22 protein-coding genes are annotated in these 22,205 nt (G+C 48.7%); 10 read left to right on the forward strand and 12 right to left on the reverse strand.

Annotation, left to right across the window (positions count from 1 at the left end; genetic code table 11):
• Positions 1 to 8: 8 nt before the first annotated feature.
• From BZ167_RS07735 to gerKA, 4 genes are all read right to left on the reverse strand, one after another.
• Entirely contained in the window at positions 9 to 1,334 is a 1,326-nt protein-coding gene (locus tag BZ167_RS07735) for an LLM class flavin-dependent oxidoreductase (protein ID WP_029326230.1), read from the reverse strand.
• 168 nt (positions 1,335 to 1,502) lie between these two features.
• A complete protein-coding gene (locus tag BZ167_RS07740) occupies positions 1,503 to 2,621 on the reverse strand; it encodes an endospore germination permease GerKB (protein WP_015416803.1) in 1,119 nt (372 codons plus the stop codon).
• Between the two features lie 24 nt (positions 2,622 to 2,645).
• Positions 2,646 to 3,872: a Ger(x)C family spore germination protein gene (locus BZ167_RS07745; protein ID WP_020955315.1), complete on the reverse strand. Its 1,227-nt coding sequence runs from the start codon at positions 3,870 to 3,872 to the stop codon at positions 2,646 to 2,648.
• Positions 3,859 to 5,499 (reverse strand): spore germination protein GerKA, encoded by a 1,641-nt coding sequence (gene gerKA, locus BZ167_RS07750; RefSeq protein ID WP_077392016.1) that lies wholly within the window; start codon positions 5,497 to 5,499, stop codon positions 3,859 to 3,861. Before gerKA ends, BZ167_RS07745 begins: the two co-directional genes overlap by 14 nt.
• A 121-nt stretch (positions 5,500 to 5,620) precedes the next feature.
• On the opposite strand from gerKA, the gene BZ167_RS07755 reads away from it, so the two are divergent.
• Positions 5,621 to 5,842: a YczF family membrane protein gene (locus tag BZ167_RS07755; protein ID WP_007410254.1), complete on the forward strand. Its 222-nt coding sequence runs from the start codon at positions 5,621 to 5,623 to the stop codon at positions 5,840 to 5,842.
• A gap of 92 nt (positions 5,843 to 5,934) precedes the next feature.
• On the opposite strand, the gene BZ167_RS07760 is transcribed toward BZ167_RS07755, so the two are convergent.
• Positions 5,935 to 7,680, reverse strand: coding sequence for a right-handed parallel beta-helix repeat-containing protein (locus tag BZ167_RS07760; protein WP_077392017.1), 1,746 nt, complete (start codon positions 7,678 to 7,680; stop codon positions 5,935 to 5,937).
• Between the two features lie 278 nt (positions 7,681 to 7,958).
• On the opposite strand from BZ167_RS07760, the gene BZ167_RS07765 reads away from it, so the two are divergent.
• A complete protein-coding gene (locus tag BZ167_RS07765; RefSeq protein WP_007410252.1) occupies positions 7,959 to 9,437 on the forward strand; it encodes a peptide MFS transporter in 1,479 nt (492 codons plus the stop codon).
• 48 nt (positions 9,438 to 9,485) lie between these two features.
• On the opposite strand, the gene BZ167_RS07770 is transcribed toward BZ167_RS07765, so the two are convergent.
• From BZ167_RS07770 to BZ167_RS07785, 4 genes are read right to left on the reverse strand one after another with little or no spacing between them, the layout of a single operon-like run.
• The gene (locus tag BZ167_RS07770; protein WP_007410251.1) at positions 9,486 to 9,947 is read right to left on the reverse strand and encodes a hypothetical protein; all 462 of its coding nucleotides are present in this window, start codon (positions 9,945 to 9,947) and stop codon (positions 9,486 to 9,488) included.
• Positions 9,947 to 10,174: a non-oxidative hydroxyarylic acid decarboxylases subunit D gene (locus BZ167_RS07775; protein WP_007410250.1), complete on the reverse strand. Its 228-nt coding sequence runs from the start codon at positions 10,172 to 10,174 to the stop codon at positions 9,947 to 9,949. Before BZ167_RS07775 ends, BZ167_RS07770 begins: the two co-directional genes overlap by 1 nt.
• 17 nt (positions 10,175 to 10,191) lie before the next feature.
• A complete protein-coding gene (gene bsdC / locus BZ167_RS07780; protein WP_007410249.1) occupies positions 10,192 to 11,613 on the reverse strand; it encodes a phenolic acid decarboxylase BsdC in 1,422 nt (473 codons plus the stop codon).
• A 2-nt stretch (positions 11,614 to 11,615) separates the two neighbouring features.
• Positions 11,616 to 12,230 carry a non-oxidative hydroxyarylic acid decarboxylases subunit B gene (locus BZ167_RS07785; protein ID WP_094032062.1) on the reverse strand — a complete coding sequence of 205 codons (615 nt, stop codon included), beginning with the start codon at positions 12,228 to 12,230 and terminating at the stop codon, positions 11,616 to 11,618.
• Positions 12,231 to 12,321: 91 nt separating this feature from the next.
• Here BZ167_RS07785 and BZ167_RS07790 point away from each other — a divergent pair, with 91 nt between their 5' ends.
• From BZ167_RS07790 to BZ167_RS07815, 6 genes are all read left to right on the forward strand, one after another.
• Complete coding sequence (locus tag BZ167_RS07790) at positions 12,322 to 13,194, forward strand: LysR family transcriptional regulator (protein ID WP_015416796.1); 873 nt, start codon at positions 12,322 to 12,324, stop codon at positions 13,192 to 13,194.
• Between the two features lie 128 nt (positions 13,195 to 13,322).
• A complete protein-coding gene (gene tcyA / locus BZ167_RS07795) occupies positions 13,323 to 14,120 on the forward strand; it encodes a cystine ABC transporter substrate-binding lipoprotein TcyA (protein ID WP_015416795.1) in 798 nt (265 codons plus the stop codon).
• Positions 14,107 to 14,811 (forward strand): amino acid ABC transporter permease, encoded by a 705-nt coding sequence (locus BZ167_RS07800; RefSeq protein WP_003156375.1) that lies wholly within the window; start codon positions 14,107 to 14,109, stop codon positions 14,809 to 14,811. Before tcyA ends, BZ167_RS07800 begins: the two co-directional genes overlap by 14 nt.
• Before the next feature lie 12 nt (positions 14,812 to 14,823).
• A complete protein-coding gene (gene tcyC / locus BZ167_RS07805) occupies positions 14,824 to 15,567 on the forward strand; it encodes a cystine ABC transporter ATP-binding protein TcyC (RefSeq protein ID WP_020955310.1) in 744 nt (247 codons plus the stop codon).
• 81 nt (positions 15,568 to 15,648) lie between these two features.
• The gene (locus tag BZ167_RS07810) at positions 15,649 to 16,296 is read left to right on the forward strand and encodes a YczE/YyaS/YitT family protein (protein ID WP_077392018.1); all 648 of its coding nucleotides are present in this window, start codon (positions 15,649 to 15,651) and stop codon (positions 16,294 to 16,296) included.
• Positions 16,297 to 16,393: 97 nt separating this feature from the next.
• Positions 16,394 to 17,068 (forward strand): 4'-phosphopantetheinyl transferase family protein, encoded by a 675-nt coding sequence (locus tag BZ167_RS07815; protein ID WP_033575091.1) that lies wholly within the window; start codon positions 16,394 to 16,396, stop codon positions 17,066 to 17,068.
• Here the strand turns inward: BZ167_RS07815 and BZ167_RS07820 are convergent.
• The gene (locus BZ167_RS07820) at positions 17,063 to 18,373 is read right to left on the reverse strand and encodes an aminotransferase-like domain-containing protein (protein ID WP_077392019.1); all 1,311 of its coding nucleotides are present in this window, start codon (positions 18,371 to 18,373) and stop codon (positions 17,063 to 17,065) included. The two genes, BZ167_RS07815 and BZ167_RS07820, sit on opposite strands and share 6 nt — an antisense overlap.
• Before the next feature lie 118 nt (positions 18,374 to 18,491).
• Here BZ167_RS07820 and BZ167_RS07825 point away from each other — a divergent pair, with 118 nt between their 5' ends.
• The gene (locus tag BZ167_RS07825) at positions 18,492 to 19,454 is read left to right on the forward strand and encodes a DMT family transporter (RefSeq protein ID WP_077392020.1); all 963 of its coding nucleotides are present in this window, start codon (positions 18,492 to 18,494) and stop codon (positions 19,452 to 19,454) included.
• Positions 19,451 to 19,990 (forward strand): YcxB family protein, encoded by a 540-nt coding sequence (locus tag BZ167_RS07830; RefSeq protein ID WP_061861144.1) that lies wholly within the window; start codon positions 19,451 to 19,453, stop codon positions 19,988 to 19,990. Before BZ167_RS07825 ends, BZ167_RS07830 begins: the two co-directional genes overlap by 4 nt.
• Positions 19,991 to 20,024: 34 nt before the next feature.
• Here the strand turns inward: BZ167_RS07830 and BZ167_RS07835 are convergent, their stop codons facing one another.
• Positions 20,025 to 21,335, reverse strand: a complete 1,311-nt coding sequence (locus BZ167_RS07835; protein ID WP_007410240.1) for an aminotransferase class I/II-fold pyridoxal phosphate-dependent enzyme — start codon at positions 21,333 to 21,335, stop codon at positions 20,025 to 20,027.
• Between the two features lie 121 nt (positions 21,336 to 21,456).
• A complete protein-coding gene (gene srfAD, locus BZ167_RS07840) occupies positions 21,457 to 22,188 on the reverse strand; it encodes a surfactin biosynthesis thioesterase SrfAD (protein ID WP_007609310.1) in 732 nt (243 codons plus the stop codon).
• Positions 22,189 to 22,205: the final 17 nt, after the last annotated feature.

Consider the following 22,205-nt stretch of genomic DNA (forward strand, 5'->3'; position numbering starts at 1 on the left):
GCCCTCCTTTAGTCGGCATATCGGTTTGCCGGTTTTTCCAGTCCGAAATGTTCTCTGAGCGTCGTTCCTTCATACTCTTTTCTGAACACGCCCCGTTCTTGTAAAATCGGAATCACTTTGTCTACAAAAAGAGTGAGACCTTCAGGCAAAAGCGGCGGCATGATGTTGAAACCGTCACAAGCTTGTTTTCCGACCCATTCTTCCATCTTATCGGCAAGCTGTTCCGGCGTTCCGACAAAGATATGATGGCCTCTTGAACCCGCCACATATTTGTACAGCTCGCGGATGGTCATGTTATCGCGTTTGGCCATCTCCTGAACGAGCTTGAAGCGGCTTTTAACGGCATTCGACGCATCCGCATCCAATTCAGGCAGCGGGCCGTCAAGCGGGCAGGCGGACAGGTCGACGCCGCCCAGATAGTTTTGCAGAATGTTCAGGCCGACAGACGGAATGATGAGGTCTTGGAGCTCTTCATATTTTGCCTGCGCTTCTTCTTCGGTATCGGCGATAACGGGGAAAATTCCCGGCATGATCGCGATTTTTTCAGGATCACGGCCGAAAGAAGCCGCTTGTTCTTTAATAGATTGATAGAATTCCTGCGCAGATTCCAAATGATTTTGCGCGGTGAAAATGACCTCCGCCGTTTTGGCGGCCAGCGCTTTTCCGTCTCCTGATGATCCGGCCTGAATAATGACCGGGCGCCCTTGAGGTGTGCGGGCGACATTTAACGGCCCTCTCACGGAGAAATATGTTCCTTTATGGTTCAATTCATGCATTTTGTCTTTATCGAAAAATGCTCCTGATTCTTTGTCACGGATAAAGGCGTCTTCCTCCCACGAATCCCATAATCCTTTGACGACTTCAACGAATTCTTCCGCGCGCTGATATCTGAGATGGTGCTCAAGATGCTTTTCGCCGCTGAAATTAAGCGCGGTCGATTCAATCGAAGATGTGACGACATTCCAGCCCGCGCGGCCGTTGGAAAGATGATCAAGCGATGCAAATTGTCTCGCGATATGGAACGGTTCGCTGTATGTGGTAGACGCGGTCGCCGTCAGACCGATGCGGGATGTGACCTGAGCGAGCGCCGACAGAAGCGTAAACGGCTCAAAGCGCGTCAGCACATTCGGATGTGATTTGCCGTCTATTGATAAACTGTCCGCCAAAAACAGCATGTCCAATTTCCCCCGCTCCGCTGTTTTCGCCAGTTCTTTGAAATAATCCAAATTCATGCTCGCGTCCGCCGGTGCCTGAGGATGTCTCCAAGAAGCGACATGATGGCCGGTGCCCGCGAGAAACACACCGAGTTTGATTTCTTTTTTCTTTGTCATGATGGATCTCCTTCTATTCTGAAATACGGTTCGGAACACATTAACACCACTAAACCTATATTTCCTAGTAATTTTATAAGAATAAATCAAAATGTACAATTGTCAGGCAAGTTTGTCAATGCATGAAGACAAAAATCATGATTTTTAAAATAACCCGGCGCACCGGCCGGGTTATTTCTTCGAAACTGTATAGACGGTCCCTTTGACCTTTTTCTTAATAACGGCAATGATAAGCAGCAAAACGGGGAACAGCACTTGAAACGGAAGATGAATATAGATCGGCACAATGTTTAAACCTTCATTCATATGTTCCGAAAAATTGCTTGCGATGCTGATGGAGAGAATCAGCACCCCCAATCCGACCGGGAAGGCCAGCTGGGACGGATTTTTTTCTTTAAACAGCGTGGACACGCCCACGACAACCGCATATGTAAAAAGGCTGACTTTGAAAAAACCGCCGATGACGAGCACGAGCATGAAAAAGACATCCAGCCGGTCTAAAAACTCTTCCACTTTAATTGTCTGTATGGTGCTCAGCAGCGGAAATTGAGAGCGGAGCATTAAGTTGACGTCCAGCACACAAATATTAATCGCCACTGACATTGCCAAAAACAGCCCGCTGATGATAATCGCCAGAAATCCGGTTTTCTTCACCTTTTTCCGATCTTTTAAATAAGGGAAAATCATGACAAACACGATTAATTCACCGAACGGGATGAACATCGTCTGTTTAAACACGGAATAAATGACCGTTCCTGCACCCTCCGCTAAAACGGGCTGGAGAAATCTGAGGTTTATCGTGCCTGAGCTGATAATGAGGATCAGCCCGACGGCTGTCAGGAAATACATAATGCCAAACAGCAGCTCGCCGGCTCTCGCTATCACTTCAATTCCCTTTCTGACCGCAAATATCGCGGCGATCATCAGCATGGCATTCACAATTAAAATCGGCGTGTCCTGGTAGGCGAAGGTGACAAGCATTTCGCCGAAATCCCGCAATACGCGGGCGGCGATATAAGCAAAATAGAGAATATAAAGAAGGGAGACCGCCCAGCTCAGGTGTCTGCCGATCAGTTCGTTCATGTAATCTCTCGGAGAAGACTCAGGAAAAAATTGATACAGCGCCTGATAAACGTAGAAAAGTCCGAGACCGGTAACGCACCCGAGAAGCACGGACAGCCATGCATCCCGCCCGGCCATCGTGCCCGGCGGGATCAATAACGAACTGCCCAATTCAAACAAAATGATCATAATAAACAGCTGACGCGTGCCGATTTTCGCATTTTCCATACGCTTCGCTCCTTTCTCCTCAAATCAATCATGCTCAAGCTTGTCTGAGAGAGGATTATTCCGCAAGCCCGTTCTTCTGATAATGACTTCCGTTTTGACATCTACGGGGAGATTTGGGAAATATTCTTCATCCCACTTCCCTTTGAACTTTTTCCATTTGTCCGGATGCTTCCGATAGATCAGGTCTCCAAAGCCGACGAAGTCATTCTTATGGGCTTTTATATCTTCAATCGATTTGGTGATATCTTTCTCAAGCTGCACGCTGAGCGCCTTTTGCATCGTCATCAGCACTTGCGGATCAGACAGATGGAAAGGGTATCTGACAGCGTCCACCAGCCCCTCGACCTGAGCATGCACGTGAATATGCGGTTTTCCGTTCGGAAAAGTGGCCGTCACTTTTGTATTCTGGCGGGTGACCTGCAGACTGATTGCATGCTTCACGTTCTTCCAATCCGCATTGATGAACGTATGCTTGATCCTATTGAGCAGCCATACAGCCCCCACACTGTCGTCATCCTCAATCCAGTAATCCAGCCTCCCATCCTTTTTGAACACCGCCAGTCCGTCCGCTGACAGCACTGCTTTCGGTTCAGTTGTCTGCGTATTTTCCATCGTAGGACCGGCTTTATCGTCTCCGTGCATTTCATAACCAGGAATAAACGGCGACCCGGCCGGAGAAGCGAGATCAATCAGAACGTCCTGAAGGCTGGTTTTAATGACTCTGCCGTATTGTTCCTGCGTGAAGCTGAGCGTCTTGTTCACTTTATTGGAAGGGATTTTATCAATCGGCGTCAGCACTTTAATAATGTCTTCAGCCTTGCAATTATGCGCGATCACAACGGTTGCGGTCGTCCTGAATTCGGTGTCGCGGTCAAGATTGTCCAGAATAAAACTGAGCCCTTCCTCTTTCGCCAGTTTTTCACTGAACACCACGAGATTCGTATGCGCAAAATAGAGCCTTCTGGACACTTTCATCGAGCCTTTTCTCAAAGCTTCCGTCATATTGTCTCCGGACACCGAATAGACGGAAACCGGAGGCCGGTCTCCCGCTCCGCCGCCCTGCAGACCGCCGGCCACGTTTCCCGGATTGATAATTTGCAAGTGAAGGACGTATTTTCCCGTTTCGGTCCGGTCAATACCGATGGCGGAGATCACCGCTAAATCGGTCAGCTCCCTTTTATCCCAGCATCCGGATACAAACATAAGGGAAACCATCGTACAAAGGATAAGCATCCATTTACGTCTTTTCATTACCGTCGCCCTCTTCTACATCTTTATTAACCATTCCTCTGGATGTCTCCGGTTTCGGTCTTTGATGTTCCCCCTGGCGCCTGTTGTTTTCCTGCACGAGCAGTCCCGGCCTTTTTTCATCCGCCCATAACGGGGCGCGGAGGAGGGAATCTTTCAGCCCGCCCGGGGTTAAAGGAGCGAGCGGGGACATATACGGAAATCCGAATGAACGCAGGCCGCACAGATGGACAAACATCATGATAATGCCCAGAATCAGCCCGTAAAATCCCATGACCGCCGCCGACAGAATAAAGAGAAACCGGATCAGCCGCGCAGATATCGCCATGTCAAAAGCCGGGGTCGCAAAGCTGGCAATCGCCGTCAGGGCGACGACGATAACCATGGCTGGGGAAACAATGCCGGCCTGTACGGCGGCCTGGCCGATGACAAGCGCTCCGACTATGGAAACGGCGGAGCCGACAACTCTCGGAAGCCGGACACCCGCTTCCCTGAGAATCTCAAAGGCCACTTCCATCGTTAGCGCTTCAATCACGGCCGGGAACGGCACCGTCTCCCGCTGGGCCGCGATGACAATCAGCAGCTGCGTCGGAATCATTTCCTGGTGAAAGGTCGTCGCCGCCACATAAATCCCCGGCGCCACCAGTGAAATGAAGAAGATCAAAACCCGCAGCACCCTGATGCTAGTGGCGATATCAAATCGTGAATAATAATCCTCAACGGATTGAAAAAATTGAATAAATAAGGCCGGCGCGATGAGAACGAACGGCGTTCCGTCCACGATAATCGCAAATCGTCCTTCCAGCAGATTCCCCGCCACAACGTCCGGCCGCTCCGTATGATATACGGTGGGAAACACAGAAAACGGCGCGTCTTCAATGAGCTGTTCAATGTAGCCGGATTCCAGAATGCTGTCGATGTCAATGTGCTTCAGCCGCTTGCGGACTTCCTTAATCAGCTTTTTATCGCAAATTCCGTTAATATACATCAGCGCGACATCCGTATTCGTTTCGTGTCCGATCTCCATTTTTTCAACCCATACATCAGGCGTTTTTACATACCTGCGGATCATGGAAATATTGGTTTGCAGAGATTCGGTGAATCCCTGCCGCGGGCCGCGGAAAGAGACCTGGGTGCTCGGCTCTTGAATGGACCGATGCTCTCCCCCTTCCGTGCTGGCAATCAGCGCCTTGTCAGCCCCGTCGACAAAAATGAGCGTGCTGCCCGCCACCAGCCCGGCATAAAGACTTTTCCATTTTTCTTCCTCTTTCACCCCGCCGATCGCAAGCGTTTTATCGTATATCAGGCAGACCGCTTGTTCCGGCTGAACGGACGGGATGTCGATTAAATCCTCCAGAAGGGATTGGCTGACGAGCTGTTCGTCTACCAAACCGGCGATATACACAATTGCGGCCGGAAGCTCTTCTTTTCCGATTTTCAGCCGGCGGATGACGACATCGGCACTGTTGCCGAACCTCCCAGACAGCTTCTTCATATTTTGCTTTAAGCTGAGGGAGATCGGCTCATCCCGCTCTTTGTCCGGCTGGCTGTCCGCTTCTTTTCTGCCTTCATTGTCACGGTCGTTTTGTTCGGCTTTTTTTTGTTTCTTCTGTTTAAAAAATGGCGGCATATCGCAAAAAACCTTTCCTCGTTTTTTTCATATTCTTCCTGTACGGCAAAAGATTATGCACGGCGGAAAGTCTGTATAAGTTCTGCGTAATCGAAAAGGATAAAAAGGGAGAGTGATGCGCATGAAAATATTGGGGGTTTCATTTTTTTTGCTGGCTGCCTGTCTGATCATTTCAGTAACGATAGATATGCTGCAAGGTTTCAGTTTCTATGGAGCGGTCCAAAACAACCTGTCCGCTTTTAAATTGACCACCTTCTCAGAATGGCTGATGCTGTTTTTATTCGCCCTCTTTTTAATCAGAGAAATGATCGTTTTATATAAATCCGGTAAAAAAGATGCCTGACAGGCGCACGGCTGTATTGTGTCAAAAAAGAACACATCCCTCCTTCATTCGGAGTTCATGTGTTCTTTTTATTTTTCCGATGCAGATTGTTTTCAGATGACGATATTTCCGCTGTCCGTATCTGTCGCGTGTTTCACAATGACGCCTTTGATAATGCGGTTGCCGATGATTTTAGTACTTGCGGAGGAATTGGTTTGGATGGCGGAAGCAGAAGCGGCGGAAAGGTTGTTGATGGTATTTCCCGACACGAGGGAATTTGAGGATCCGTTCAGATAGATGCCGATCGGGCTGCCCGCCGTTCGGTTGATCGTGAGCGTATTGTCTATGACTTCATGCGTGCCTGAATTCAGATACACGGTAACGATAAGCGGTGATGATTCAAAGCGGTTGCTGATGACAGAGGTTCCCGAGGATGTTGAACTGAAAATGGGATAGTTTTTGTAGCTTTTGAAGAGATTTCCCTTGATGACAGCCCTGGCGTCATTTGTCACAGATACGGCATAGGACTCCGCGGCGCCCTGATACGCATTCGGAATCAGCGTATTTCCTTCAATAACGGCATTTCCGCCTGTGACCCATATGCCCCGGCTGAACGATTTCAGCACATTTTGTTTTACGGTGATATTGCCGGCCGACATGCTGATTCCGTCCGTTACCTGATTCAGAGTATTATTCATAAAGACGGCGTTTTCCGACAGCGTCGCCCGCATCCCCGTGCTTCGTCTCGTTTCGGAACGTCCGTTTTCAATGACATTGCCGTCAACGGTCACATCTTCCGCTTGATAGACGGAAATGCCCGTATTTTCAAATTGACTGATTTTGTTATGGGTGACGAGGACGCTTTTTCCCCTTACATCTATTCCGGTGGAAAAACCGGTAATCAGATTGTTGGAAATGACGGCATTGCTGCTGTCCTGTCCTTGTGACACACCTTGTCCGGCGACTGCGGTCCTTGAGCCGCCGTCTGACCGAAAGAAGATATTCCCCGAAATGACGGTATGTGCCCCATACCCGTAGCTGATTGTGTTATCGGAATGATTTCCTTCAATTAACACATGATATCCGTTAAAGTTGGTGACTGAGCTTGCGGCGTTTCCGGAAAAGAAGTTGTTGCGGACCGTAATATGAAGAGCTTCTTCATAATCAATATCGCCTTCTCCGTACGATTCAATATCGATTCCGAATTTCGGAGCCGTTCCGTTCCCTTGCCCGGCGTCTTCAATCACGCATTCTTCTACCGTAACGGTATTGCAGCCGGTGATTGAAATGTTGTTTCGCCTTGACTGCCTGATCTCACAGCGGCGGATGGTCACCTGTTCTGAAGTTTCGTAATCACTGTTTGTTTTTAACCCGAGCGGGCTGACAATAATGCCGTCTCCCGTAAAATCCGAAATCTTCACATTTTCGATCAGCACATTGCTGCTGCCTTCAATACAGATTCCAAACCCCCATTCATGGGTCGAACGCAAAGGGACATTGGTATACGTGTGTTCATCCCGTTCCCCGATGATCCGGCCGCCGGTGATGGTGACATTTTCCCGCCTGCCTATATAGAAAGCCGAGTAGCCCCAGGAGCTGTTCGGCGCCACTTTAATCGTGCATTCCGGATCTAAAACGATGGTGAGATGGCTCGGCACGTTAATCCCGGCGTTCCGAAACGGCTGGCTGCTGTCCCCGCCAAGCGTGCCGTTGATTTTATAGGTTCCCGGCGGAAAAAACACCGTATGACAGCCTTCGCTGACGGCCTTGGCCAAGCATTGGTTGATGGCGCCCGTCACATCGGTTTTTCCGTCTGCCGCCACACCGCAATCCGTAATATCCAATATACGATTCGGCAAGTGATAATCTCCTCCTTCCTCTCTTATTGTCATCTTATTCCGCCATATCCCGCTCCGCCTGTACATACTTTAAATTTTATTAAAAAAGTTTATAAAGATAGTTTAGTTAGATAATATAACAAAATAAGTCATTGGAATTAGGGAAATTCGTCTATATTCAACGTTTTAATATCTTTTCATTCTGGAATTTTTTGAATTCAGTATAAATTATATTGACACAAGTATTATATAAGAATATGATTTTTGTAATACACTTTTTTAAGAAAGGGTTGGCTCAGGTGGCATCTATTGATAAGGACTCTATAACAGAAACTGTGCCGCAACGAGGCTTTTTCGGTCATCCCCGCGGCTTGTTTACACTGTTTTTCACCGAATTTTGGGAGCGTTTCTCCTACTATGGTATGAGAGCCATATTGCTTTACTATTTATACACGGAAGTCGCTCATGGCGGTCTCGGCTTTGATAAAACGACCGCAGTTGCCATCATGTCCATATACGGATCTCTCGTATACATGTCGAGCGTCATCGGCGGATGGCTGGCCGACCGGGTATTCGGCACGGCAAACACCGTATTTTACGGCGGAATTTTAATTATGTTCGGGCACATCGCTCTTGCCTTCCCTGGCAGCACGGCAGCGTTTTTTACCAGCATGGCTCTGATCATTATCGGAACCGGCCTGCTTAAACCAAACGTATCCAGCGTTGTCGGAGATTTATATACTAAGGAAGACGAGCGCCGCGACTCAGGTTTCAGCATCTTTTACATGGGGATCAACCTCGGCGGATTGCTTGCGCCGCTAATTGTCGGAACACTCGGACAGAAGTACAACTACCACTTAGGCTTCGGATGCGCCGCGGCCGGTATGTTCCTCGGACTGATTGTTTTCGCTCTTACGAGAAAGAAATACCTCGGCAAAGCAGGCTCCAATGTACCGAATCCGATTTCTAAATCATCAGTGATCGGCACGGGAATCGGAGTGGTCATCGCAGCAGCCGTTATTATCGTTCTGATTCAAACCGGCTGGCTGACGATCCAGCGTGTGATTGACACCGTCAGTATCCTCGGCATTGTCATTCCGGTTATTTACTTTATCGTGATGTTCACGAGCAAAAAAGCGACGAAAACGGAAAAATCACGGCTTGCGGCTTATGTTCCGCTGTTTATTGCAGCGGCAATGTTCTGGGCGATTCAGGAGCAGGGCGCGACGATTCTTGCTTTATATGCGGATCAGCGCACGAGACTTTCCTTTGCAGGCATGCATCTTGAGTCTTCATGGTTCCAGTCTCTGAACCCATTATTCATCGTTATTTTCGCGCCGGTGTTCGCCTGGATCTGGATGAAGCTCGGCAAACGCCAGCCTTCAACACCGATTAAATTCGCGATCGGCATTATCCTTGCCGGATTATCATTTTTAGTCATGGTGCTTCCGGTTATGGGCGGAAGCGGCGAGCTTGTGAGCCCGCTTTGGCTTGTGCTCAGCTTCCTTTTGGTTGTGCTTGGTGAGCTTTGCCTTTCACCGGTCGGTTTATCCGTCACAACGAAACTTGCGCCTGCCGCTTTCTCAGCGCAGACGATGAGTATGTGGTTTTTAACAAACGCCTGCGGTCAAGCCCTGAACGCAAAAGTAGTCGGTTTGTTTGATAAGATTTCTGAAGCGGCCTACTTCGGCTCAATCGGTCTTGTTTCGATCATTCTCGGTATTATTTTGATTCTTCTGTCTCCCGTCATTAAACGGGCGATGAAAGGCGTTCAATAACAGATAAAGAAAAGCCTGCGGAATCGTCCGCAGGCTTTTTTGATGCGTCTATTGTTTTAACTCCTCAAGTGTTTCTCTCCATCTCTTCAAGACATCTTCCGGTTCGTGGAGCTGGATGGCCGGTCCGGATGTCAGATCCGCGTATTTCGCCCGATCTTCCTTGACGGTGATCACCCGGCAGCTGAACCGTTCCCGCTCGTGTTTCGCCTCTTTCAGCGGCGGAAGCGCCTCACATTCCAATGTGACGTAATATGCGGCTCCTCCGTGCCAGGCGATGAAAAGAGCTTGTCCCGAATGCAGAAGGCTGCTTACGGTCGTCGTGTTTTTCCATAAGGCGAGCCGGAGATTTGTTCTGCTCACGGCCACGATTTCACCGGCGCTGATCATGGCCGCGTGCGGACGGCCTTCTTTTGTCACGGATTGGAGCACAAATGCGTCGTGCTGCTTTTTTTCAAGCTCCGTCCCGTCTAAAAGTGTGTAAAGCGCCTCCGGCAAGTGCTCCGTCAGCATTACGCTTTTCTTTCCGGAACAGCGGGAACATGTGCGGCCGTCTCCGTTTCTTTCGGATCGATTTTAAATGCCGGGTTGAATGCCGCCGGATTCGTGATGCTTTCCGGTTCACAGGATCTCCATGTGAAAAAGCAGGTTTGGCATTGGTAAATTTCCCAAGCGCCTTTGACCGGCGATTGGCTGACGGTTTCTCCTTTTTTCGATTCACAGCGCGGGCATGTTTTCATTGCAACCTCATCCTTTCTTATTGATTCATTAAGTCCATCAGTTTTTGTTCCCATTCTTTCGTTGTCAGCGGAGAATCAAGCGGCTGAGAATAATGGCCTCTTGTTTCCGGCGCGGCGGGCGTCGTGGCGTCAAGAATCATTTTGTGTGTCATCCCTGCCGGATCAGACCCCGGGTCAAGCGGAAGGACGGACAGGTCAGGAATGATGACTGCATCGTGTTTCGGATGCATTTTCGTTGAGAGCGCCCACATGACTTGCGGCAGGTTAAACGGATCGACATCCTCATCCACGACAATGACCATTTTGCAGTAGCCGAGTCCGTGCGGCGTGGTCAGGGCGCGCATGCCGACCGCCTTGGCAAATCCGCCGTAGCGCGTTTTCGTTGAAATGATGGCGATCAGGCCGTGCGTATACATCGCATTCACGGCGACAATTTCGTTCGGATAAGCTTCCTTGAGCTGCTGGTAAAGCGGCACGCACGTATTAATGCCGATCATATAATCGCACTCCGTCCACGGCATGCCTAAGTATAAATGTTCAAAAATCGGATTGTTTCTATGATATACCCGTTTGATTTTGATCACCGGCATGCTGCGGCCGCCGGAATAATGGCCCGTGAACTCACCGAAAGGCCCTTCGTATTCCCGTTCTCCCGCAAGGATCTCTCCTTCCAGAACGACTTCAGCGCCCCAAGGGATGTCTAAATCAGACAATTTAGATTTGACGATTCTGTAGGGCTCCCCTTGAATCGCGCCGGCCATTTCATACTCGGATTGATCGTATAACAGCGGAGTTGACGCAGCTGTCGTAATCACCGGCTCACAGCCGAGCGCGATCGTAACGGGAAGATTCACGCCGCGTTCTTCAGCTTGGCGAAGATGAATCGCAATATCATGCTGAGGCACGGGCTGAATGCCGAGGCGGTCTTTTCCCTTTACCTGCATTCTGTAAATGCCGACATTCTGCTTGCCGAAATTGTCCGGATCTTCAAGATCGCGGGAAATGACACACGCTTTATCCAAATAGTAGCCGCCGTCCCCCTGGTTGATTCTGAATAGCGGAAGGATGTCAAATAGATTGATATCTTCCGTTATTTCATTTTCATGAAACGGCGCGGTTTCTTCCCGTTTGACCGGCACCGGAAATGCATCGTACCGTTTGGCGAACTCAAAGAATTGTTCTTTAACAGGCGTATCTTTCGGCATGCCGAGCATCATCGCGTGATTCGGCCACGAGCCGATGACATTCAGAGCCACCTGCGCATGGTGATGTCCGTAAATATTGTTAAACAAAAGCGCAGGGGTTTTATCCCCGAGATTGCTGGCTGCACGCGCAGCGGCGCCCAGATCCGGCTCCGGTTTTACCTCTTCGTTGACTGTTAAGAGCTGCCCTTCTTTTTCAAGAGCGGCGAGAAATTCCCTAAAATCCTGATAGGCCATTATCAGATTCCTCCTTTTTGTTTTTCAATTCCGTACCACCGTTTCGCTTCCGGCAGACGGATGCCGAACTGATCGAGCGTCCGGAACACAATATGGTCGATCAATTCATCCATGTCAGCCGGCTTGTTATAAAATGCCGGCATCGGCGGAAGAATGACGGAACCCATTTTTGTAAGCGCTAGCATATTTTCTAAATGAATTTGGCTGAGCGGCGTTTCTCTTGTCAGCAGCACAAGTTTTTTCCGCTCCTTCAAGATGACGTCAGCCGCCCTTGTCAGCAGATTGTCAGCCATTCCGGTGCGGATGCTTGCCAGTGATTTCATGCTGCACGGAGCGATGATCATCCCGTCCGTTTCAAACGAGCCGCTTGAAATCGCCGCGGCTTGGTCTTTGTGAGAATACGTATAGGATGCGAGTTTCTCGACATCTTTTAACGTATAATCGGTTTCATGTGTAATGGTGACATTTGCCCAAGGAGACACGACAAGATGGGTTTCGATCTCCGCGGCTTTTAAATATTCTAAAAGCCTGATCCCGAATATGGCTCCCGTTGCCCCGGTCATTCCGATGACGAGCTTCATATCGACCCCTCCTTTACGCTTGAAATGTGGTGTCAAAACCATCATACTCCTGATATATCCATATGAAAAATATTCGTTAAATCTATGTATCATACCTTAAAGGTATAACAGAAAGGAGCGCGTTCTCATGGATATCCGGCAATTGCGTTATTTCATCACCATTGCCCAAGAGCAGAAAATCACGACGGCCGCCAAAAAGCTTCATATGGCACAGCCGCCTTTAAGCAGACAGCTGAAACAGCTCGAAGAAGAATTGGGCGTCATTCTGTTTGACCGCAATAAAAAGAAACACATGACCCTTACATATGAAGGAAATGTCTTTTTGAAAAGAGCGAAAGAGATTCTTCATAAGTTTGAGGACGCTATAATCGAGGTACAAGAGCTGAAGGAGGAGGTGGCCGGGACACTTGCCGTCGGGTCAACCATTTACTGCGCCGCGCTCATGCTTGAGAAAGTGTCACAGATGAAAGAGCGGTTTCCGCATCTCACCTTTAACATTTGGGAAGATGAGCCTGTCTCACTGCTCGAGCTTCTGGAAACCCGGCAGATTGACGCCGCCGTCACCACCACCTTGATTAAAAACGACGGCATTGAATCGAAGGAGCTTGAAGACATTCCGTGTGTATTGGTGCTGTCCGAGCATTCAAAACGACTGTGCGGTGAAACGATTAAACTGAATGACATCGCCTCTTTGCCTTTGATCCTTTTGCGCACCGTCAATGGAAGAGGTGTGTATGACCAAGTCCTGCAAGTTTGTGAACAGTACGGTCTCGACCTTCAGGTTGTCTGTGAATGTCATGACTCCGCGACGCTCTTGAGCCTCGTATCATCAGGGTTCGGCGCCACAATTCTGCCTTTGACGATGATTCCCGTCCATATGCGCTCGCATGTCAAAACGGTTATCATCGAAGACAACCCGTTTGTCATGACACCGGCCGTCATCTGGAGGAAAGACAGCTATCTGCCGAAGCCGGTCAGACAGTTTTTGGAATTATTTTGATCCGGAACACGAAGAATTCCCGCTTATGAAAACCAATTACTTGACTCATACTAAAAAAAAGTTATCCTTTACAATTGGGAGCTATTTTTTCTCAATAAAACTACTCAGAAAAGTGGGGAATAAAGAAGATGAAAAAAGCATTATTCGCTTTGTTCATGATGGTCAGCATCGCAATGCTTGCAGCCTGCGGAAACTCACAGGACAGCGGATCTAAGTCAAAAGACGGCGATCTTTGGGCTTCTGTCAAGAAAAAAGGCGTACTGACCGTCGGCACAGAAGGAACGTACGAACCGTTTACCTTCCATGATAAAAAGAGTGACAAACTGACCGGATATGATGTTGAAGTGATTCAAGAAGTCGCGAAACGCCTCGATCTGAAAGCTGACTTCAAAGAAACGCAATGGGACAGCATGTTTGCCGGATTAAACGCGAAACGGTTTGACGTCGTCGCCAACCAAGTCGGCAAAACGGGCCGTGAGAACCAATATGATTTTTCGGATAAATACACAACGTCAAATGCAGTCGTCGTGACGAAAAAAGACAGCACGATTGCGAAAGAGGCTGATGTCAAAGGAAAAACAGCGGCTCAGTCATTAACAAGCAATTACAATAAATTAGCGAAAGAAGCCGGCGCGAAAATTGAAGGCGTTGAAGGCATGGCGCAATCCCTTCAGCTCATTCAGCAGGGCCGCGCTGATCTGACTTACAACGATAAGCTTGCCGTACTGAACTACTTAAAAACGTCCGGCAATAAAAACGTTAAAATCGCGTTTGAAGCAGGCCAGCCGCAGCAGACGTATTTCGCATTCCGAAAAGGAAGCGGCGAACTTGTGACTCACGTCAACAAGGCGTTAAAAGAAATGAAAGAGGACGGGACTCTTTCTAAAATAGCGAAAAAATGGTTCGGCGAAGATGTTTCTAAGTAACATGCCGGAACCCGTGATTGCAACAGCCATTCCTTGGGATCTGGTGCAGCAGTCATTCTGGCCGATTCTTTCCGGGGGAATCTATTACTCGATTCCCCTTACCATTCTTTCCTTTATTTTTGGAATGATCATCGCGCTGATTACGGCGCTCGCCAGAATGTCAAATATGAAACCATTGAGATGGGTGTTCAGCGTATACGTATCAGCGGTGCGCGGCACTCCTCTTCTCGTTCAATTGTTCATCATTTTTTATCTGTTCCCGACATTTAATATTACGCTGGACCCTTTCCCAAGCGCAGTCATCGCGTTTTCATTAAACGTGGGCGCCTACGCTTCTGAAATCATCCGGGCATCTATTTCATCCGTGCCGAAAGGGCAATGGGAAGCCGGTTATACGATCGGCATGACCTATCGCAAGACATTGTTCCGCGTGATCCTGCCGCAGGCGTTTCGCGTGTCCATTCCGCCATTATCAAATACATTTATCAGCCTGATCAAGGATACATCTCTCGCGTCACAGATTCTCGTCGCGGAGCTGTTCAGAAAAGCGCAGGAAATCGGCGCGCAAAACCTTGATCAAATCTTGGTCATCTATATTGAAGCCGCCTTTATTTATTGGATCATCTGCTTCTTGCTGTCAATCGTACAGCACGTGATCGAACGGCGTCTCGACCGTTATGTGGCCAAATAAGGAGGTTTCGATATGCTTTCCGTCAAAGGATTAAATAAATCATTCGGACAGAATGAAATTTTAAAAAAGATAGATATGGAGATAGAAAAAGGGAAAGTCATCGCCATTCTGGGACCGTCCGGTTCAGGAAAAACGACGCTTCTGCGCTGTCTGAACGCGCTTGAGATCCCCAATCGCGGCGAGCTGGCATTCTCCGATTTTTCAATAGATTTCTCCAAAAAAGTGAAGCAGGCTGATATTCTTCGCCTCCGCCGCAAATCAGGCATGGTCTTTCAGGCGTATCATCTGTTTCCTCACCGCACGGCGCTTGAAAACGTCATGGAAGGACCCGTTCAAGTGCAAAAGCGCGACAAGGAGCAAGTCAGAAAAGAAGCGATGGAACTTCTGGAAAAAGTCGGACTCAAAGACAAAATGGATTTATATCCGTTCCAGCTTTCCGGCGGTCAGCAGCAGCGGGTCGGCATCGCCCGCGCGCTTGCGATTCAGCCCGAGCTGATGCTGTTTGACGAACCGACGTCAGCGCTTGATCCGGAGCTGGTCGGCGAGGTGCTCAAAGTGATTAAGGATTTGGCGAACGAGGGCTGGACGATGGTCGTCGTCACCCATGAAATCAAATTCGCGCAGGAAGTGGCCGATGAAGTCATCTTCATTGACGGCGGCGTCATTGTGGAACAAGGACCGCCGGCCCACATTTTTTCCGCGCCGAAAGAAGAACGCACGCAGCGGTTTTTAAATCGTATACTGAATCCTTTGTAGGAACGGGAGAAGAAGCGAAACACTGATTTCGCTTCTTCTTTTTTTTGGCGGTTATGCTACAATGACAATTAATGAAATTTTATGAAAGAAGGGACCTCTTTGAAGCGGGAATTCTTGATGCGCTGGACGTTTTATTTTGCCGGTCTGTTGATTTTGTCTTTCGGGGTATCGTTAACCATTAAAGGAAAAGCTCTCGGCATCAGCCCTTGGGATGCCTTTCATTATGGGCTTTTTCAGCATTTCGGACTTTCTGTCGGCCAATGGTCCATCGTGGTCGGCGCGGTCATCGTGGCTTTAACCTGCCTGTTCACGAGGACACTCCCGAAAATCGGCGCTATCTTAAACATGGTGCTGATGGGAATGTTTATTGATTTCTTTTCGTTTCTGCTTCCTGAGACGCACGCTTTTTCCTTAGCGGCCGTGTTTTTTTCTATCGGATTGCTGCTGATCGGCTGCGGCGTCGGTATTTACGTATCAGCAGGGCTCGGCGCGGGCCCCCGGGACTCTCTGATGATGCTGATATCTGAAAAAACGGGCTGGAACGTGCAATGGGTGCGGAACGGCATTGAGCTGACGATTCTTGCCGCAGCCTGGATGATGGGCGGACCTATCGGTGCCGGAACCATTATTACGGCTGTTTTGACGGGGCTGATTCTGCGTTTTTCTTTGCCGCAGTCCTCTAAACTGTTAACATACGCGATCTCCGGGCGGGCAACGTCCGTTCATTAAAAACAAAGCCGAAACGGTTTTGTTTTTTTATTTTCGGACAGCTTTCGTCTGATATGATAGGATGGTTTTGACAATATTTTCAGACGGAGGATCGGACATGAAGATTTACGGAGTATATATGGACCGCCCGCTTTCTGCAGGGGAAGAGGATCGGATGATGGCGGCCGTGTCCGCCGAAAAGCGGGAAAAATGCCGGCGCTTTTACCATAAGGAGGATGCTCACCGCACCTTGATCGGCGACATGCTGATTCGCACCGCTGCGGCGAAGGCTTACGGACTTGATCCGGCCGGGATTTCATTCGGCGTCCAGGAATACGGAAAGCCGTACATCCCCGCGCTTCCGGACATGCACTTTAATATTTCCCACTCCGGTCGCTGGATCGTGTGCGCTGTTGATTCAAAACCGATCGGCATTGATATTGAAAAAATGAAGACCGGCACGATTGATATCGCCAAACGGTTTTTTTCGCCGACGGAATACAGTGATCTGCAAGCGAAACACCCCGATCAGCAGACCGATTATTTTTACCATCTGTGGTCGATGAAAGAGAGCTTTATCAAACAGGCCGGAAAAGGGCTTTCCCTGCCGCTTGATTCATTCAGCGTCCGCCTTAAAGACGACGGCCATGTGTCCATTGAGCTCCCGGACGGACATGAACCTTGTTTCATCCGCACATATGATGCGGACGAGGAGTATAAGCTGGCCGTTTGTGCGGCGCATCCCGATTTTTGTGACGGGATTGAGATGAAAACGTATGAAGAGCTGTTATAAGCAATCCGTCAGCATTTTGATGCCTCGCGTGATATCCCCTGTCTTGACGTTGGACACGTTGAGTTTGATGATATTTTCTTTCGGAAAATCCGATAGGTAATGGCTCTCAATCGGCTCCAACAGCACGCCTTGCGCTTTCAGACGCTGCACAACTCTTGAAGCGGAAAGGCTTTTCTCCAGCACGAGATGGGTATGGATCGACGTTTGCTTTACAGAAAAACCGCCGTACTCCTGCAGCGCGTTTTGGAGCAGCTCGGAACGTGTTCTGTAAGAGGCCCGGATTTTTTCTTTATGCCTTTTGAACATGCCGCTTTTGATATACACTTCAAGGGCCGCTTGGGATATCATCGAACAGTCGATATCGCTCAGCTTTTTATACGTATGGAAAACCGGGGCCAGCGAATCCGGGAGCACAGCCGCTCCAACACGCAGCCCCGGAAAAATCATTTTCGAAAAGCTTTTCAAATAAATCACGCGGGAAGACAGATCGTAGGCGTACAGCGGGTCTGCCTTCTGATTGTCCTCTAAATCTCCTAGGAAATCATCCTCAACCAAATAAACGTCATACGCCTCCGCTAATCGGACAAGCTCTCGTTTTTGCCATTCTGTCAGAGAGCTGCCGAGCGGATTATGAAATCGGGGCATCGTGTAAAAAAACTTAATTTCCTCCGTTTGAAACAGCCGCTCGACTTCCGCCATATCAAGCCCCTCAGCCGTCCGTTTAATGCCGCAGGCGGGAAGGCGCAGCGCTTCAAGCTGCTCCACCATCAGATGATAGCCCGGCTGTTCGATTAAAATCTTCTTTTTTCCGTTCGGAAACGGCATCAGAGACAGCAGGGATAACGCCTGCTGCACACCCGAGGTGATAAAAATGTTCCGCTCTTTTGCAAATACCTGATAATCGGATAACAGCCTCTGAAGCACCCGGATTAAAGACGGAAGCCCCTGCGGCGTGCCGTAAATGAACAAATCATTTTTATACATATCAATGGCTTTGTTGATGCAATGCTGAAAGTCGCGGTACGGAAAAATATCAGGGTCCGGCGCCGAGGCCGCAAAATCAATGATACCTGTTTGTTCTCGCTCCTGCTTTTTTTCATTTTTAATAAGATAGTAGCCGCTTTTCGGCACGGCATAAATAATGTGCCGTTTTTCAAGCTCCTGAAGCGCACGGATGACGGTGCTTTTACTGACGTGAAAACGCTCGGCCAGCTGCCTGATAGAAGGCAGCCGCGCCCCTTCCTGAAAAGTGCCGCCTTCAATGAGACTCTCCACTTCTATCATCACGTTCATATACTTTTCCATGCTGAACCTCCATCTGTACCGGTACAGTTTATCATTATTCTCATTGTACTGCTTCTTCCCTTCCCATACAATAAAAGGGAGCGGCCGGCGCTCGATCTCATTAAAGGAGTTCGGAAAGATGATTAATCAAAACCGTTTGGCTGCTGCTTACCTCGCGGCCATTTTAAATGCGCTGATTATCGGTTTTTCCTTTATATTTGTCAAGATTGCGCTTCAATCCGCCAATCCGTTTGATATATTGGCTCATCGGTTCACAGCGGCCTTCATCTGTGCAATGCTTCCTGTTTTATTCGGCTGGATCAAACTGTCCGTCAGCTGGAAGAATGTGCTGGCGATCTTGCCTTTGGCCCTTTTATATCCGGCTTTGTTTTTCAGTTTTCAGGCGTTCGGCCTTTTGTATTCTTCATCATCGGAAGCCGGTATCATTCAAGCCGCCATCCCGATTTTTACGATGCTGTTTTCGTCTTACTTTTTAAAGGAACGTCCGACATGGGCGCAAAAGGGATTCACATGCCTGTCAGTGGCCGGGGTGGTATTTATTTTCACAATGAAAGGGGTGTCCGCGGAATCGGCGAGTTTTAAAGGTGCTTTCCTGATCCTGTTGTCCGCGCTGTCCTCCGCCCTTTACAATACGGCAGCGAGACGCATGACCCAGCGTTTTTCATTGGGTGAGCTGACCTGGTGCATGTCTGCGATCGGCTTTGCTTCCTTCAACTGCATCGCTCTCTTCCGGCACGGAGCGGAAGGAACGATCGGGCAGTATTTTCTGCCCTTCCGCGATCCCGGTTTTATCGCAGCGATTCTGTATTTAGGCATTTTGTCTTCTCTCATTACATCATTGATGTCAAACTACGCGCTGTCCAAGATTGAAGCGTTTAAGATGAGCGCCTTTAACAATTTGTCCGTCATCGTGACGATGCTTGCGGGTGTCCTCGTTCTCCATGAGTCACTCCGCTGGTATCATATCGCCGGCGCCGTCTGTATCGTCATCGGAGTCTTGGGAAGCAATGCTTCAGGACGGCGGAAAAAAAGCATATTACGACATAGGGAAAAAATGAAAGGAAACGAAGAAGGAATATGATCAACACACGAAATGAAAATATCTATCTCGCGGGCTGCTTAACATTTGCCGATGTAAGAAAACACTTTGCTTATCATCAAGGAAAATCCGCGGCTGTCTGTTTTTTGATTATGCTGCTGGCTTCTGCCATCTGTTTTGAAATGAACGGCCCGGTTACAGGCGGCACATGGGGCGTCAGAGCTCTCCTGAATTTCCTTGCAGCTGTGATTCTCTCTTTGGCAGTCACGGTGATCGCAACGGCAATCTCATTCTTCCGTCTTTACAGAACATACAAAACGAATCCGCGGCTGAAATCTGCCAGAAGTATTACGATTCATCAGCTCGGAATCAGCCAAAAACAAAAAAACGCAAGCATTCTTTTTGAATGGGATGAACTGCTCTCGGCTAGGGAGCACAAAGATATGTTTCGATTACAAACATCGGGTTACGGAACACTTCTGCTGCCGAAACGACTTTTCTATTCGCAAAAAGATATCGCCGTTTTCAGGCAAATGCTCCGGGAAAATGTGAATGGGAAAGTAAATGTAACAGAATAAAAGACAAAAAGGAGGGTGTCCCCCTCCTTTTTTGTCAGCCTGATATTTCCGCCTGTTTCTGCAGCTGCTTTGCTTCCTGATAAATTTCTTCGAACAGATCCGCGATGTGTTCCTCTTCAACACATGAAAATGCGATTCGCAAATCGGTTTCATTAATGGATATCGTCCCGATTCCTCTCTTTTCAAGCAACGACACTCTCAATTCGCCGGCGTTTATGTCTTTCAGCCGGACACACATGAAATAACCAGAGTTAAACGGGTAAGGCGTCCATACGTCATCATAGTGCTTGTTTTCTGCAAGAACGGCTTTCACTTTGTCAGCCCGTTTTTTCATGATGTTATATTTCAGCGATTTTTCTTTCTCGTATTCCGGTGACTGCATCGCCCGCAGCATAAACGTTTGGGACGGGTGCGGGGCGCTTGAAATCGTTCCCCTGATAATCCCTTTTGTTTTTTCCTCGAGCACGCGCAGCGCTTTTTCGCTTTTTGTGCTGTACGTAATAAAACCGACGCGGAAGCCCCACGCGTAATTTTCCTTCGTCGCGCCGTCTATTTTCACGCAAAGCACCCGGTCGTGCACTTGGGCGAGTTTGCTGAAGATGGATTCCTGAATGGCCGTTTCATCGTAAAACAGATTGTAATACGCATCGTCTACGAGTACGACAATCTCTTTGCCGGCTTCTGCCGCCTCCAGAATCACGCTGACGATTTCTGCCGCTTCCTCTTCCCCCGGCGTGTAGCCTGTCGGATTATTCGGGAAATTCAGCACGACAATCGCCTTTTCTTCCTGCTTTTTCAGCAGCTCGGACAGCCCCGCCGCATTAAAACGCCCATCCTGCTGAAAAAGCGGGTACGTCTCAATGGATGCCTTGCGCCGGACACCGAAAATGAAATTGTAATTTCCCCAATATTTATCAGGCAGAAGCAGCGTATCCCCTTCATTGACGAACAAGTCGGCGGCAATGCTCAGCCCGTGTGTTAAAGCGTTTGTCACGATCGGCGTGCTGATGTCTTTGCCGGCTAATGAAGGATTTTCGAGACGCATTTTTTTCAGCCATTCCTGCCTGAGCGGCTCTTTTCCCTGCGGCGGAGCATAATCGTAGATATCATCGGGGTTATAGGCGGACAGTGTCTCTTGAATATGGGAAAAGTGCATGGACTCGCCCTGTGAGGTGGCAATCCCGATCGTGGCATTATACTTTCCGGCCTTGGCTTTCGCTTCCGCCGATTGTGTCAGCACCCCTTTCGGATAAAACAACTCTCTGCCCAAATCAGAAAGCATATGAAGCACGTGCGGGTTTTCTTCAGATAATGTTCTGTTCAGCTCTTTTGCTGCATCATTCATGTACGACAATCCCTTCAAAATTATATTCCATCAAATCATAACATAAAATTTTTGATAAATGAGAAAACTCACGGGCAGATTTTGTTACAAAAAACAGACAGCGAATGCTGTCTGTCATCTCCTATAACAATTGGCCTGCAGTGCTCCTGTTAATAATCTCATAGATTCGTTCCGCCACTTTTTCAGTTTCACTTAATATGAACATGTGGCCGTCCGAAAACTCATGAAATACGGGATTGTCGGCCCATTTTTTCCATCCGTCCGCATCTTTGATACATTTTTTATCTTTCCGCCCGTTAAAAATATGGACGGGTGATTGAATCATGTGAGAATCAGACGGACGGAAGCTTTCAAGCGCGCGGTAGTCGGATCTGAAAGAAGGCAGGAAAAATGACATGACCTCCTTATTCTCCACTAACTCCTGCGGCATTCCGCCAAGCTCGATAATATGGGCGAGAAATTTTTCATCATCAAGATGAGACACTTTTTTCCTTTCAACATGCGGCGGCTGAATGGCTGAGATGATCACGGCCTGCGGGTAAATGCCCTCCCGCTCCAGCTTTTGCGCCAGCCTGAAAGCGACCATGCCTCCCATACTGTGGCCGAACAGCACAAACGGGCGGTCAGGATGGAGATTCAACTCCTGCTTGTATAAACTGACAAGCTGTTCAAAATCCTCAACGGGGGACATTTGATTTGTTCCGTGTCCCGGCGGTTCCGCGGCAAGCATCTCACACTCACCTTGAAGATAGGTGTGGAGCGGGCGGAATGATGCGGAATAGCCTCCTGCGAACGGAAAACAGATAAGCTGCGTTTTTTCCGTGGTATCGAACGATTTAAAGAGCTGGACCATTGGCGGGCTTCCTCCTT

The organism is Bacillus sp. 275 (assembly GCF_001999205.1).
Classification (GTDB): Bacteria; Bacillota; Bacilli; order Bacillales; family Bacillaceae; genus Bacillus; species Bacillus velezensis.

What these genes read in the sequence shown, in the direction of transcription:
- BZ167_RS07790 (WP_015416796.1), top strand. Translation starts at nt 12,322, where the DNA reads ATGGATATCCGGCAATTGCGTTATTTCATCACCATTGCCCAAGAGCAG.
- tcyC (WP_020955310.1), top strand. Translation starts at nt 14,824, where the DNA reads ATGCTTTCCGTCAAAGGATTAAATAAATCATTCGGACAGAATGAAATT.
- BZ167_RS07770 (WP_007410251.1), bottom strand. Translation starts at nt 9,947, where the DNA reads ATGCTGACGGAGCACTTGCCGGAGGCGCTTTACACACTTTTAGACGGG.
- BZ167_RS07745 (WP_020955315.1), bottom strand. Translation starts at nt 3,872, where the DNA reads ATGAAAAGACGTAAATGGATGCTTATCCTTTGTACGATGGTTTCCCTT.
- gerKA (WP_077392016.1), bottom strand. Translation starts at nt 5,499, where the DNA reads ATGCCGCCATTTTTTAAACAGAAGAAACAAAAAAAAGCCGAACAAAAC.
- BZ167_RS07835 (WP_007410240.1), bottom strand. Translation starts at nt 21,335, where the DNA reads ATGAATGATGCAGCAAAAGAGCTGAACAGAACATTATCTGAAGAAAAC.
- tcyA (WP_015416795.1), top strand. Translation starts at nt 13,323, where the DNA reads ATGAAAAAAGCATTATTCGCTTTGTTCATGATGGTCAGCATCGCAATG.
- BZ167_RS07800 (WP_003156375.1), top strand. Translation starts at nt 14,107, where the DNA reads ATGTTTCTAAGTAACATGCCGGAACCCGTGATTGCAACAGCCATTCCT.
- srfAD (WP_007609310.1), bottom strand. Translation starts at nt 22,188, where the DNA reads ATGGTCCAGCTCTTTAAATCGTTCGATACCACGGAAAAAACGCAGCTT.
- BZ167_RS07775 (WP_007410250.1), bottom strand. Translation starts at nt 10,174, where the DNA reads ATGAAAACATGCCCGCGCTGTGAATCGAAAAAAGGAGAAACCGTCAGC.
- BZ167_RS07830 (WP_061861144.1), top strand. Translation starts at nt 19,451, where the DNA reads ATGATCAACACACGAAATGAAAATATCTATCTCGCGGGCTGCTTAACA.
- bsdC (WP_007410249.1), bottom strand. Translation starts at nt 11,613, where the DNA reads ATGGCCTATCAGGATTTTAGGGAATTTCTCGCCGCTCTTGAAAAAGAA.
- BZ167_RS07740 (WP_015416803.1), bottom strand. Translation starts at nt 2,621, where the DNA reads ATGGAAAATGCGAAAATCGGCACGCGTCAGCTGTTTATTATGATCATT.
- BZ167_RS07815 (WP_033575091.1), top strand. Translation starts at nt 16,394, where the DNA reads ATGAAGATTTACGGAGTATATATGGACCGCCCGCTTTCTGCAGGGGAA.
- BZ167_RS07820 (WP_077392019.1), bottom strand. Translation starts at nt 18,373, where the DNA reads ATGGAAAAGTATATGAACGTGATGATAGAAGTGGAGAGTCTCATTGAA.
- BZ167_RS07755 (WP_007410254.1), top strand. Translation starts at nt 5,621, where the DNA reads ATGAAAATATTGGGGGTTTCATTTTTTTTGCTGGCTGCCTGTCTGATC.
- BZ167_RS07825 (WP_077392020.1), top strand. Translation starts at nt 18,492, where the DNA reads ATGATTAATCAAAACCGTTTGGCTGCTGCTTACCTCGCGGCCATTTTA.
- BZ167_RS07810 (WP_077392018.1), top strand. Translation starts at nt 15,649, where the DNA reads ATGAAAGAAGGGACCTCTTTGAAGCGGGAATTCTTGATGCGCTGGACG.